11 protein-coding genes are annotated in these 13013 nt (G+C 72.4%); 1 reads left to right on the top strand and 10 read right to left on the bottom strand.

The features are described 5' to 3' along the window. Window positions 1-65: 65 nt before the first annotated feature. From ACN27B_RS24320 to ACN27B_RS24340, 5 genes are read right to left on the bottom strand one after another with little or no spacing between them, the layout of a single operon-like run. Complete coding sequence (locus ACN27B_RS24320; RefSeq protein WP_422741610.1) at window positions 66-965, bottom strand: hydroxymethylglutaryl-CoA lyase; 900 nt, start codon at window positions 963-965, stop codon at window positions 66-68. Further along, complete coding sequence (locus tag ACN27B_RS24325) at window positions 962-1588, bottom strand: isochorismatase family protein (RefSeq protein ID WP_422741611.1); 627 nt, start codon at window positions 1586-1588, stop codon at window positions 962-964. The genes ACN27B_RS24320 and ACN27B_RS24325 overlap by 4 nt, the downstream gene beginning before the upstream one ends. Then, window positions 1585-3456 (bottom strand): hydantoinase B/oxoprolinase family protein, encoded by a 1872-nt coding sequence (locus tag ACN27B_RS24330; RefSeq protein ID WP_422741612.1) that lies wholly within the window; start codon window positions 3454-3456, stop codon window positions 1585-1587. Before ACN27B_RS24330 ends, ACN27B_RS24325 begins: the two co-directional genes overlap by 4 nt. A gap of 2 nt (window positions 3457-3458) precedes the next feature. Further along, window positions 3459-5534, bottom strand: a complete 2076-nt coding sequence (locus ACN27B_RS24335; protein WP_422741613.1) for a hydantoinase/oxoprolinase family protein — start codon at window positions 5532-5534, stop codon at window positions 3459-3461. Window positions 5535-5543: 9 nt separating this feature from the next. Beyond that, entirely contained in the window at window positions 5544-6743 is a 1200-nt protein-coding gene (locus tag ACN27B_RS24340; protein ID WP_422741614.1) for a CaiB/BaiF CoA transferase family protein, read from the bottom strand. Between the two features lie 157 nt (window positions 6744-6900). Here ACN27B_RS24340 and ACN27B_RS24345 point away from each other — a divergent pair, with 157 nt between their 5' ends. Beyond that, window positions 6901-7575, top strand: coding sequence for a GntR family transcriptional regulator (locus ACN27B_RS24345; protein WP_355519010.1), 675 nt, complete (start codon window positions 6901-6903; stop codon window positions 7573-7575). A 29-nt stretch (window positions 7576-7604) separates the two neighbouring features. Here the strand turns inward: ACN27B_RS24345 and ACN27B_RS24350 are convergent, their stop codons facing one another. The 5 genes from ACN27B_RS24350 to ACN27B_RS24370 form a co-directional block, all read right to left on the bottom strand. After that, window positions 7605-8057, bottom strand: coding sequence for a DUF4190 domain-containing protein (locus ACN27B_RS24350; RefSeq protein ID WP_422741615.1), 453 nt, complete (start codon window positions 8055-8057; stop codon window positions 7605-7607). Next, window positions 8054-8458 carry a hypothetical protein gene (locus ACN27B_RS24355; protein WP_422741616.1) on the bottom strand — a complete coding sequence of 135 codons (405 nt, stop codon included), beginning with the start codon at window positions 8456-8458 and terminating at the stop codon, window positions 8054-8056. The genes ACN27B_RS24350 and ACN27B_RS24355 overlap by 4 nt, the downstream gene beginning before the upstream one ends. Further along, a complete protein-coding gene (locus tag ACN27B_RS24360) occupies window positions 8455-10929 on the bottom strand; it encodes an AAA family ATPase (RefSeq protein ID WP_422741617.1) in 2475 nt (824 codons plus the stop codon). The genes ACN27B_RS24355 and ACN27B_RS24360 overlap by 4 nt, the downstream gene beginning before the upstream one ends. Before the next feature lie 409 nt (window positions 10930-11338). Beyond that, a complete protein-coding gene (locus tag ACN27B_RS24365) occupies window positions 11339-12025 on the bottom strand; it encodes a hypothetical protein (protein ID WP_422741618.1) in 687 nt (228 codons plus the stop codon). A 52-nt stretch (window positions 12026-12077) separates the two neighbouring features. Next, on the bottom strand, window positions 12078-12605 hold the full coding sequence (locus tag ACN27B_RS24370) for a DUF4352 domain-containing protein (protein ID WP_422741619.1): 528 nt from the start codon (window positions 12603-12605) through the stop codon (window positions 12078-12080). Window positions 12606-13013 lie beyond the last annotated feature (408 nt).

A 13013-nucleotide genomic window follows, 5' to 3' on the forward strand; every position in this document is an offset into this window, starting at 1 on the left:
CTGTGGCGCACCATGCATTACGGCATGGTCGGTCGATCGTCGGTGTCGTGCTCGCCGGGCCGGGCTCAGGCGGGAAACGGCCCCGCCCGCAGCAGCGCGCCCGGCAGCCGTTTACCGAGCCGGCCCTCCAGCCAGGAGGCGGTCGAGGTGATTGTCCCCAGGTCAAGACCGGTGGGCTGCCCCATCCGGTCGAACAGGTAGACGAGGTCCTCGGTGGCGACGTTTCCGGTCGCCGCCGGCGCGAACGGGCAACCGCCTGCGCCGCCGATGCTGGCGTCGAGGGTGGTGACGCCCGCCCGGACCGCCGCGACCGCGTTGGCCACGCCGGTGTGCCGGGTGTCGTGCAGGTGCAACCGCAGTGGCGTCCGCGATTCCGTGACCTCCCGGGCGAGCGCCAACCGGTCGGTGACGTCGGACGGTACGGCCACCCCGATGGTGTCGGCGAGAGCCAGCTCGTCGGGGCCGGCGTCCCGCACCCGCGCGAGCACCTCCCGCAACCGGGACAGCGGGACCTCGCCCTCGAACGGGCATCCGAACGCCGCGCCGACGGTCACCGTCGTGAACACCCCCGCCGCGCCGGCCGTCCGCACCAGCTCGGCCGCCGTGTCGCACGCCTGCGCCGTGGTCATGCCCTGGTTGCGGCCGCAGAAGGTGTCCGTGGCCACCACGACGACGTTGATCTCGTCGACGCCCGCAGCGAGGGCCCGGTCCAGGCCGCGGCGGTTCATGACCAGGCCCGCGTACCGGACGCCCTCGTGGCGGGGGAGCGCGGCCATCAGCTCGTCCGCGTCCGCCATCTGCGGAACCCGGGCGGGGTTGACGAAGCTGGTCACCTCGACCCGTCGGGCGCCCGACCGTACCGCCCGGTCGACGAGCTCGATCTTGTCCGCGGTGGTGAGGACCGTCGCCTCGTTCTGCAGGCCGTCGCGGGGCGACACCTCCACGATGTCGATTCCGGCGGTCATCGCTCCTCCGACAGGTAGGCGACGGCGTCGGCCTCGCTGATCACCTCGGCGTACTTGGCCTGCAGGTCGGACAGGCTCGCCTCGTGCGGGCCGGCGGCGCGGTCCGCGACCGCCTCCCGGACCACCAGCGGGACGAAACCGTGCTGTATCGCGTCCACCGCGGTGGCGCGCACACAACCGCTCGTGCTGACGCCGACCAGCACGACGGTGTCGATGTGCGCCGCGCGCAGGGTGGACGCCAGGGACGTGCCGAAGAAGGCGCTGGCGTACTGCTTGACCAGGACCAGCTCGTCGTCGGCGGGGCAGACCTGCGGCATCGGTTGCCCCATCGCGCCACCGCCGTCGAAGAGCTGCCGCAGGGCGGGAACCTTCCGGACGAACAGACCTCCGTCGACACCGCTCGGCCCGTACGCGACGCGGGTGTGCAGCACGGGGATCCGGTGGCCGCGAGCCGCGGCGACGACCCGGCCGGCCGGCCGTAGGCAGTCGGTGGACGGCAGGCACAGCGGGCTGGCCGGGTCGAAGTAGGCCCGCATCAGGTCGATGACGAGCACGGCGGGACGGGCGCCGGGCGGGAGCGCACCCCCGAATCCGTCGTCGCCGGGGGCCGGCGCGGGGCTCATCGGGCGACGGGCGGCCGGGGAGCGGGCAGGCCCGTCTCCTCCAGGCACCGGTCCAGGACCGTCTCGATCGGCGGCCCCATGTCGAACGTGGGCAGGGGGTCGGGGCGTCCGTGGCGCAGCTCGGCGCGTACCTCCTCGGTGGCCGTGACGTCGACGGCGCCGGCCTCGTCGCAGACCACGCCGTAGCGACGGGCGCCCGCGGGGGTGACCAGGCCCCGGCGGACCTCGAGGCCGACCAGTTCCGGGTCGCGGGCGAGCGGGTCGCCCCACCCGCCGCCGCCCCAGGTGACGAAGTGCAGCACGTCCCCCGGGGCCACGGGCACGTCGTGCACCTTGCTGCCCAGGATCTCGGTGCCGCCGTCGGCGCGTTCGATCCACTTGCGGCCACGCGCGCCCGGCTCGCCGCCGTTGACGCCCCACGGGTACGTCAGCCAGCGGTCGTCGTGGATCGCGATCGTGCCGGCCTCCAGGAACCGGTAGGCCACGTCGACGCCGTTGCCGCCGCGGTGCAGTCCGGCGCCACCGGTGTCCGCGACGGTCTCCCAGCGTTCGACGCGCAGCGGGTAGTAGGACTCCAGGTACTCGCACGGGATGTTGACGAACGACGGCCACAGCGAGTGGCCGTCCGGGCCGTCCCCCACCGGCCGGCCCGGGATGCCGCCGAACCCGATGGAGTAGAGCTGGAACCATTCACCCTTGCGCTCACCGGGCCCGTAGGTGCCCGAGTACATGAAGTGCGGTGACGACGAGAATCCGGCGGCGTTGAGCAGCCCCGGGTTGGTCTGGCCGAGCAGGCCGCCGAACAGGTCGAAGACGCGCCCGATGCCGTGGTTTCGCGCGTTGAGGGCGGCGGGGTACGCGGGCTTCCAGAACGAGTCGTCGGGGATCGTGACGTCGACCAGCGGGTAGAAGCCGTCGTTCCAGAGGATCTGCGGGTCGGCGACGGTGATCATGTAGATGCCGAAGAACATCCGGACGAGGTTCTCGTTGATGTAGTAGTTGATCGGGCCCTGCGCCTGCGGGCTGCTGCCGGTGAAGTCCAGCAGCACCTTCTCGCCGGTGCGGGTCAGGCTGAGCTTGAGCTCGTAGGGTCCGTAGCCGAGCCCGTCGTCGCAGATGTAGTCGGTGAACGAGAGCGTCTCGCCCTCGGCGAACACCGCCTCGAGCAGCACCTTCATGGCCCGGTAGTTGCGGTCGAGGAGCTGGTCGAGCGCGGAGTCGTAGGTCTCGACCCCGAACCGGGCGCACATCTCCTGGACCCGACGGGAGGCGGTCCGGCAGGCCGCGACGATCCCGTTGAGGTCCGCGCGGTTCCAGTCGGGCTTGCGCACCTGGTTGAGGATGATCCGCAGGGCGTCCTCGGCGAGCACACCCCTGCGGTACAGCTTGAAGGGCGGGATGACCACGCCCTCCTCGAAGATGGTGCGGGCGTCGGTCGGCATCGACGCCGGGGTCTTGCCGCCGACGTCGGACATGTGCCCGAACATCGCCGCCCAGCCCACGATCCGTCCCTCGAAGAAGATGGGCAGCACCACGAGCCAGTCGTTGGCGTGGCTGATCGCGGCGCCGCAGGAGTACGGGTCCGACGTCAGCAGGACGTCGCCCTCCTCGATGTCACCGTCGAAGTTCTCCAGGAAGTCCGGGATGGACAGCCCGAACTGTCCCACCATCATCTTCCCGTCCCGGTTGGCGATCAGCGGGAACTCGTCGTGCTGCTCCCGGATTCCCGGCGACAGCGCGGTCCGGAAGAGCACCTCGTCCATCTCGTAGCGGGCGTTGCGCAGCCCGTTCTCGATCAGGTCGAGGGTGACCAGGTCGACGTCCACGCTGCGAAGGGGTCCGGTAGCGGTCTCGATGAGGCGTGCCATGGTCAGCTCTCCGTGGTGGTGTCGACGGGACGGATGAGGAGGCTGCCACTGGGATGCACGGTGGCCGTGTGGCCGGGCAGCACGAGGGTGGTGGAGTCCATCTCGGTGATGATCGCCGGGCCCGGTACGACGTCGCCCGCGCGCAGCAGGGCCCGGTCGTAGCCGCCGGCGTCGACCTCGGCGCCGTCGACCCAGATCCGGTGGTGGGCCCGCAGCGCGGCGCTCGGGTCACCGTCTCCGGGTTCGAGCTCGGGCGCGGCGACCTGCGGCCGCGGACCGTGCGCGGTGGCCCGGACGGTCACCAGTTCGTGCTCGGCGTCGAGGACGAAGGAGAACAGTCGCTGGTGATCGGCGTCGAACGCCGACCGCAGGGCGGCGAGCCCACCGCCGGTGCCGTCGAAGGCGTCGATGTCGACGGCCACGGGGATCTCGAAACCCTGGCCGTGGTAGCGCAGGTCGGCGGAGTAGACGACCCGCTGCTCCTCGGTGGGGACGCCCTGCTCGGCGAGGGTGGCGCACGCCTTGCCGGCGAGTTCGTCGAGGACGGCGCGCAGGCTGGAGTCGGTGAGTTCGCCGAAGCGGCGCACCAGCGTGCGTACCGACTCGTCGCGCAGGTTGGTCGTCGCGTCGCCGTAGGCGCACAGCACCCCGGGCGACGGCGGGATGATCACCGGCCAGGCTCCGGTCAGCCGGCCCAGGGCGTTGGCGTGCAGCGGACCGGCTCCACCGAAGGCCACCAGCGCGTAGTCGCGCGGGTCGAAGCCCTGCTGCACCGACACCAGCCGCAGCGCGCCGAACATGTTCTCGTTGACGATGTCGACGATGCCCGCCGCGGCGGCCTCCACCGACTCCAGCCCGGTGGCGTCGGCGATCGACTTCACGGCCGCCCGCGCCGCCGCCCGGTCCAGCGTGATCTCGCCCCCGGCCAGGTCGGTGGGCAGGTAGCCGAGCACGACGTTCGCGTCGGTCACCGTCGGCTGGTCGCCGCCCGCCGCGTACGCGGCCGGACCGGGGGCGGCGCCGGCGGACTGCGGGCCCACCCGCAGCGCCTGGGTCAGCGGTGGCACGTGGGCGATGGAGCCGCCTCCGGCGCCCACCGTCCGGACGTCGACGGAGGTGGCCCGGACCTTCAGGTCCCCGACGGTGGTCTCCCGGCCCACCCGCGGCGACAACCCCTGGACCAACGCGACGTCGGTGGAGGTGCCGCCCATGTCGAAGGTCAGGAAGTCCCGGTAGCCGGCCTGCTCCGCCACCCACGTCGCGCCGGTCACCCCGCCGGCGGGGCCGGACAGCAGCAGGTTCACCGGGTTGTCCGCGGCGACGGCCGCGGAGACCAGACCGCCGTCGCTGCGCAGGATGCACAGCCGTCCGGCCACCCCCGACTCGCGCAGCTGCGCCTCGAGGTTCGCCACGTAGCGCGCCACCTGCGGCTGCACGGCGGCGTTCGCGACGGTGGTGATGGTCCGCTCGTACTCGCGCAGCTCCGGCAGCACCGACGACGACAACGACACCGGTACGCCGGGAAGCTCCTCGCCGGCCAGCTCGGCCACACGACGCTCGTGCTCCGGGTTGGCGTAGGAGTTGATGAGGCTGACGCTCAACGCCTCGATGCCCTGCGTACGCAGCCGGCGCAGCTTCGCGCGGACGTCCGCCTCGTCGAGTGCGGTCACCACCGCGCCGTCGGCGCCGATCCGGCCGCGCACCTCCACGGTGTCCTCCAGGGCCGCGAGGGGCTCCGGCTTCGGCCAGATGATCCAGCCGGCGAGGCCCCCCGGCACGAACGACCGGGCGATCTGGAGCACCTGCCGGAAACCCTCGGTGGTGACCAGCCCGACCCGCGCGCCCTTGCCCTCGAGGATCGCGTTCGTGGCGACCGTGGTGCCGTGGAACACCTCGGCGATCTCCGACATGGGCACACCGGCCGCCGCGCAGGCCCGCTCGATGCCCCGCAGCACCCCGACGGACTGGTCCTCGGGGGTGGAGGAGGTCTTGGCCCGGTAGGTGTCTCCCGTCGCCTCGTCGATCAGCAGGATGTCGGTGAACGTTCCCCCCACGTCCACACCGAGCCGGTAGGTCATGGTTCCTCCTCAGATGACGCCGGCGGAACGCAGCGACGCGATCGCACCGTCGTCGAGTCCCAGCAGGTCGCGGTAGATGTCTTCGGTGTGCTCGCCGAGTTCGGGGCCGACGTGCCGGACCCGGCCCGGGCTGTCGGAGAGCTTGGGTACGACGTTGTGCATGGCGAACTCGCCCAGGTCCGGATGGGTCAGCCGGACGATCGCCTCCCGGGCGGCGAAGTGCGGGTCCGCGAACATGTCCCGGGCCCGGAAGATGCGGCCCGCCGGCACGCCGTGCCCGTGCAGCCGTTCGAGCAGCTCGTCGGAGGTGAGCGTGGAGCTCCACTCGGCGATCAGGCCGTCCAGTTGCTCCATCCACCGCCCGCGGGCGCCGTGCGTGGCGTACCTCTCGTCCGTGGCCAGCTCGGCCCGGCCCATCGCCTCGGCGAGGCGGCGGAACACCGTGTCCTGGTTCGCCGCGATCAGCACCATCTCGCCGTCGGCGGTCGGGTAGACGTTGCTCGGGGACACGTTCGGCAGCGTGGTCCCGGTCCGCTCCCGCTGGTAGCCGGCGATCTGGTACTCGGGGATCAGCGACTCCATCATCGCCAGCACTGCCTCGTAGATGGCCGAGTCGACCACCTGGCCCCGACCGGTGCGTCCGCGCTGGTGCAACGCCACCAGGGTGCCCAGGCAGGCGAACGTCGCCGCGAGGGAGTCGCCCAGGGAGACGCCGGCTCGGGCCGGGGGACGGTCGGGGTCGCCCGTCACGTACCGGATCCCGCCCATCGCCTCACCGATCGAGCCGTATCCGGCGCGGGAGGAGTAGGGGCCGGTCTGGCCGAAGCCGGTCACCCGGGTGACGACCAGACCGGGGTTGATCTCCCACAGGCGCTCCGGGGCCAGGCCCCACCGCTCCAACGTGCCCGGCCGGAAGTTCTCGATCAACACGTCCGCCCGGGCGACGAGCCCGCGTACCAGGTCCTGGCCCTCGTCGGTCCGCAGGTCCGCGGTCACGGACTTCTTGTTCCGCGCCACCACCGGCCACCAGAGCGACTTCCCGTACGGCTTCTCGCGTCCCCACTGCCGCATCGGGTCACCCCGACCCGGGTCCTCGACCTTGATCACCTCGGCGCCGAAGTCACCCAGGAGCTGGCCGCAGAACGGCCCCGCCAGCAGCTGGCCGAGCTCGATCACCCGGATGTCGTCAAGCGGCAATGGAGTGCTCATGGACCCCTCAATCAGCGTCTTTTGCATGCAATCATCCGGAGCTGTGACCGTCGTTACATCGGGCTGTGCGGGAAAAGTAGGCCTCAGCCGCTCGTGCTGTCAATGGCCCGCGGGCTCATTGCATACAACCTGGCGCGTTGTTACCGTGCGGAGCATCATGAGTGACCGCACCGGGCTGCGGGAGGCCGACAACGGCCACGCCGCCGACCACGCCTACCGGCTGATCCGGGACCAGATCCTGTCCGGGCAGCGGTCAGCCGGCGAGTGGCTTCGTGAAGGCGAGCTGGCCGAGTCGGTCGGGGTGAGCCGGACGCCGGTCCGCGAGGCGCTCCGGCGGCTCACCGCCGAAGGGCTGGTCCGCCACGAACGCAACCGCGGCGTACAGGTCCAGGCCTGGAGCATCCACGACCTCGACGAGATCTTCGGCCTGCGGTCCGTGCTCGAGCCCTGGGGCTGCCGACTGGCGGCCGTCACCGGCACCGTCGACGTGGCCGCGCTCGACGCGCTGGCCCACCGGATGGACGAGGTCGCGCCGGGCGGACGACCGACCGACGTGGACGAGCTCACCGAGCTGAACAACCAGTTCCACCGGATGATCCTCGAGGCGTCCGACAACAGCCGCCTGGCCGGCGTCGTCTCCTCGGTGATCCAGATGCCGCTCGTCTGGCGGACCTTCTCTCACTACAGCCCCGAGGCCCTGCGCCGCAGCCTGGCTCACCACCACGAGCTGGTGGCGGCACTCACCGCCGCCGACCCCGACTGGGCGGAATCGGTCATGCGCAGCCACGTACGGGCGGCCTGGCACTCCATCCGCCCCGGCCACGACATGTGACGTGGGGCGGCCCGTACCCGGTGCCGTCGTCAGGGCGCCGGGGTGACGGCGGTCAGGACACCGCCGAAGAACAGCATGAGGGTGAACAGGATCATCGGGCCGACGAAGACGTAGCCCAGGACGAGACCGGCGACCGCCATGCCGTGCCCCGACCGCGTGCCGTCGCGGGTCTCGCGCAGGGCCAGGTGACCGAGGACGACGGCGAGCAGGCAGGGCAGGCCGAACAGGCACCAGCCGCCGAGCACGCCGAGGATCCCGAGCACCAGCGACGCCGTCGCCATGCCCGAGGTCAGGACGGGCCGTGCCAGCGGCAGGCGTAGATCCGGATAGGGCGTGGCCGACACCGGACCATGGGCACCGGCAGGCGCGGACACCGGCGGGTAGGGCCGGGGGACGGCGGACACCGGCGGGTACGGGCCGGTGACTGCGGGGAGCGGCGGCTGCGGGCGGGTGGGGTCGACGCCGGGCTGCGGGTAGGTCATCGGTGCGGTTCCGTTCTTCCGTCGAGGTGGGTGAGCAGAGCGCTCACCTCGGTGTGCAGGCGACGCAGCTCGGCGGCCGTCGGCGCCAGCTCGTAGCAGTGGTGGTGGGCGGCGGCGGAGAGGGCCGCCCAGGCGAAGGCGACCCGGCGGGCCACGGCAGGGCCGGGCCCGAGGCGGCCGCGCAGCATCAGGTGCTTCGCCCGGCCCTGCCGGCAGGCGGCCACCACCGGACGGGTGCGCCGCCAGTAGGCGTCGATCCCGCCTTCGAGGGCGAGCCGGATCAGGCAGGCGCACGTCCGCGGCCACCAGCCGGCGGCCACCGCGGCCACGCCGAGCGGGCCGGACCCGCGCAGCATCTGGTCGGCCGCCGCCAGGCAGCGCCGGGGCGCCGGCGCGGTCACGACCGGACCTCCGCGCCGTGTCCGGGCGTGGGCGGTGGCAGCGCCGCCACCAGGTGCCGGACGTCGGAGACCAGCCCGGGCAGGTCGGACAGGTACGCCCCGTGCACGCCCCCCTTGCACGCCCGGTACGCGCCCACCGCCCGCGACCCGTGCCGGCGACTCAGGTACCCGAGGACGTCACCGCCCCGGTCGGCGTCGTCGAACAGCGCCAGCGCGACGGTGGTGGTGAGCCGCCGGGACGCGGCCACGACGGCAGCCTCGATGTCGTCGTGCGGCACACCTCGGGCCACCCGCCGCCGCCACACGATCCGGTGGCAGGCCGCCTCGATCGCCGAGCGGCACAGCTCCGCCACCACCGGCCCGCGCACCTCGGACGCGATCTCCTCGGCGCGCGCGAGGGCGTGCGCGTCGTCCAGGTAGCGGGTCACCGGATCGGAGCCGGGCCGCAGGGTCACCACCGACCGCTCCGCGCGCGTCACCTCGATGATGCGGGACCGGCCGAGGTCGAGCCGCGCGAGCGCGTCGGGCAGCCGGGTGTCGTGGGTGAAGACCACCACCTGACGCTGTTCGGCCAGTTCGGCGAGCACCCGGGCCAGCCCGTCCACCTTGGCCGGGTCCATGCTCTGCACCGGGTCGTCGACCACGATGAACCGGAACGGGCTCTCCGGCGCGCAGCCGCGCGGCAGGAACGTCGCCAGCCCGAGGGCGTGCATCTCGCCCTGGCTCATCACCCCGAGGGCGGTGCCGTTGTCCGTGCCGTCCACGCTGACCGGGATCACCACCCGCCGCCGGGTGTTCGAGCCGGCCAGGGTCATCGCGCCCAGTTCGACGTTGCTCTCCTGCCGCAGCTGCGCCCAGATCCGCTGCGAGTGCTCGGCGAACGGCGCCACCCGCTGGTTGCGCAGCTGCGCCCCGGTCGCCTTCAGCCACACCCGCGCGGCCTTCACCCGGGCGAGGGCGCGCTCCCGCTCCGGCAGCGTCCCGGCCGACGCGATCCAGGCCCGCAGCTCGCCGGCCACCGTCTGCCAGCCGGTGTCGCGCCGGCGGAGCAGCCCCTTCGCGTACGCCCGCGCGGTCTCCGCCGCGGCGAACACCGCCGGATACCGGGCGGTCAGGTGGTCGGCCAGCTCCTCCGGCCCGCCCGGCGCCAGCCGCAGCGCCGTCACCGCCGCGTGCAGGTCGTCGACCGGCACCCCGTCGGCGTCGCCGGTGGGCACGTCCAGGTCGTCGATCAGGTAGTGCGCCCGCTGCAGCAGCGCGGTCAGCCGGGACGCGGCGGCCTGGGCGGCGAGGGTCCGGTCGCGCAGCTCGACCAGGGACGCGGCCGCGCGGGTCCGCCAGTCGCCGTCGAGGCGGCCCGTCGCGCAGACCGGGCACGACCCGTCACCCCGGTCGTCGTGGTGCTCGATGGCCAGCCGGAGCAGCTCGGCGCTGCGCAGCGACGCCCGCGACCGGCCGCCGTCGTGCCGGCGCGCCTCCGCGGCGGCCTCCCGCAGCTGCCCGGCGAGGCGGGTCACCTCGTCGGCGTCGGGCAGCTGCGTGTCCGCCAGCCGCCGGCAGAGCAGCACCGCCTCGTCGACGGTGGGCTCCTCCGGCTCGTCGAGGATCGCGGTCAACGCCGCCAGGTCAGCCGCGCCTCGGGTGCGCAGCAGCGCGGCGGCCCGCCGGGCCCGGTCGTCGTCGATCCCGGCGAGGGTGCCGGCCAGGGTGGCGCGCTGTCCCCGTACCTCCTTGATGGTGGTCTCGACGGGGCGGGCGGCGGCCATCAGGCGGCGGTCGGCGTCGGTGATCGCCTCCAGGCCGAGGATCGCGGAGATGGCGTCGAAGAGCTGGCTCTGGGTGCCGGCGGCGAGCCGGCCCAGCTCGGCGGCGGTGAGGAACGGCCGGTACAGCTCCAGCGGCCGGGCCAACCCCAGCTCGGCGAGATCCCGGTGGGTGCCGTGTGCGCTGGTGATCGTCACCTCGGCGTCGCCCAGCTCCGCGTCCGACGGCCAGGAACGGACCACCCGGGTGGGCGTGGCCACCCGGTCGACCCGCAGCTCGACGGCGATCCGGCACGGGTCGCCGGCGTGCAGGTTGCGCCACCCGGTACGCCACACGCTGTTGCGGTCCGCCCAGCGCGCGCTGTCCCCGGTGAGCGCGAGTTCCACGGCCTCGGCGAAGCTGGACTTGCCGGAGCCGTTGCGTCCGACCACCACGGTCAGCCCGGGGCCGGGCTCGATGGCGAGGGTGCGCTCCGGGCCGACGCCGCGGAAACCGGTGACGGTCACCGAGGAGAGCCAGATCCGCTCCCGCGGCTCGTCCGCAGCGGTGCGCTGCGGCTCCAGGGCGGTCGGCGCGCCGGCGAGCGCCGCGGCCAGGTCGGCCTCGTCGGTCAGCGCGGCGAGGACCACCTCGGCGGTGTCATCGGGTACGCGGTCGGCGGCGAGCCGGTCGAAGATCAGCTCGACCAGGGGTTCGGTGGGGTTCATCAGGCGACCTCCGGAAAGGGCAATGGAAGGCGGATGTTCCGGGCTCGTGCCGGTTCGCCGGCGGTGGTGATGCGACGACGGTGTGCAATTTCCGTCTGTGAAGTGATCGGTGGTCAGGCCGGCAGTGCAACAGGACGAGTGGGGCTGTCCAGCCAGGTGCGGACCGGTGGAGCGCCCCGGTGACCGATCGGGTCGACCGTCGGCGCGGCGGCCGGCAGTCCGACCGGTTGGCGCGGGCGGAGTCCCGGACCGGCCCAGAACGGTTGTGTGAAGGTCATCGTCTTCTCCTCCAGGCGCGTGGTGTCCGCAGGTCGATGACTCGTCGACCCGCCCGATGGGGTGGTGGGACGTTGCCGCGGCGTCGCGCTCTGCCGGCTACATCGATCAGCCGGGCCGCGCGACGCCTTCCTCAGAACTCGGCGACGTCGGTAACGGCGGCGGTCAGCTTGTCCCCGGAGCGCTTGGTGCTCGCCATCTCCTCCTCCTGCACGGAGGCGGAGTCACCGGTCACCTCGAAGGTGTTGATGATCGGGTCCTCGGCGCCCTTCACCTGATAGGTCACCTCGTACGTCTTGGACGGGTCGAGCCCGCTGCCGGTGTAGGTCACGTCGATCCGGTAGGTGACATTGCAACCGGCGCTACCGAAGCACTGCTTGCGGAGGATCTTCACCTTGAGCGTGAAGTCGCTCTTCGCCGGCGTGTCGTAGAGCGGAGGGGCGGGGGCCGTCGACGCCGGCGGGGTCGTCGGCGCCGACGACGTGGGCGCCGTGCTGGTCGGACCGGCCGTCGTGACACTCGGCGAGGTCGACGACGCCGCGTCGGCGGCCGGCTCGGCATCGCCGTTGCTCAGCGCGGCGATCCCGATCCCGCCGCAGCACAGCGCGAGGACGAGGGCGATGCCGCCGACGATCCAGGCCAGGGCGTGGGAGCGCTTGGCGGGAATGGTCGGGCTGGGCGAGTCGGCGACCGTGGGGTTCTGCGGCTGGGCGACGAACGGGGGAACCGGGGTACCGGGCGGCGTCGGCGCCGACTGCGGCGGCATGGCGGCCTGGTCGTCAGGCTGATCGGGCGGCATGGGCTGGGTCGGGTCGGACATGACGTCTCCTCGGGGAACAGTGGGTGGGGACAGGAGAGGGACGGGTGGTGGATCAGGTGAGGGAGACGGTCACGCCGCCGGAGAACGGCGAGTCGTGCAGCTCGAGCTTGGCGAGCTTGACGTTCTTCGGGACGTCGAAGACGACCACGCCGGTGACCTGGTTGCCGGGGTTGATGTCGTTGAGGAACGTCTCGGCGTTCTTGTTGGCGTAGAGCGCGGCCGAGCCGTCGGCGGAGTACTCGGTGCCGTTGGCGCCGTACGCCTTCTGGCTGCTGCCGTCGAACATCTGCGACTCCTTGCCGATGTTCTTGACGTTGACCGTGACCAGGCAGAACTGGCCCTGCGCCTTGGCGCCGAGCATCGACGTGCCGACCTTGCTGACGCCGCACTTGGCCGACTTGACGGTGAACTCGAACTTGCCGTCCCGGGCCGGCTGGCCGATCTTCGCGGTCTTCGGCTTGTCGTCACCCTTGGCGCTCTCGGCGTCGGCCTTGCTGGTGGCGTCGTCGGTGGTGCCGGCGCCGCAGCCGAGCGCGATGAGGCCGGTGGCGAGCAGGGCGAGGGTAGCGATCTTGCGCATGCTGAAGCTCCTGTGAAAGAAGGGGATTGCTGGTCGACTTGCCGGATCGGCGCTTCGTCGACGCCCATGAATCACAACAGGAGCACTTACCTGGAGTCCAGCTACGAGACGCTAAAGCGCTGATAACCCGGGTTACCAGAAAATCGGCGCAGCGACGTCAGAGTGGGACCAGCTTTGGCATTGAGCAGCCGTGATCCCCGAGGCATGGAGATTCAGAGCTGCTTCATGCACGCCGGCGTCGTTACGCCGCCTGAGATGGCCACGTCGTCTCGCGGTGGAGGGGCCCTTCGTCACCACGTGCTACCGCCGGTCTCCAGCTTCGCACGGCCCTGTCCGGTCGACCGCGGTCCTCCGCTGCTCACGGCATGGGAGAGCGCCGACCTGCCGCAATCAGGAGGCCATGGGTCG

The sequence above is a fragment of the Micromonospora sp. WMMD754 genome (assembly GCF_049315235.1).
GTDB lineage: Bacteria > Actinomycetota > Actinomycetes > Mycobacteriales > Micromonosporaceae > Micromonospora > Micromonospora sediminicola.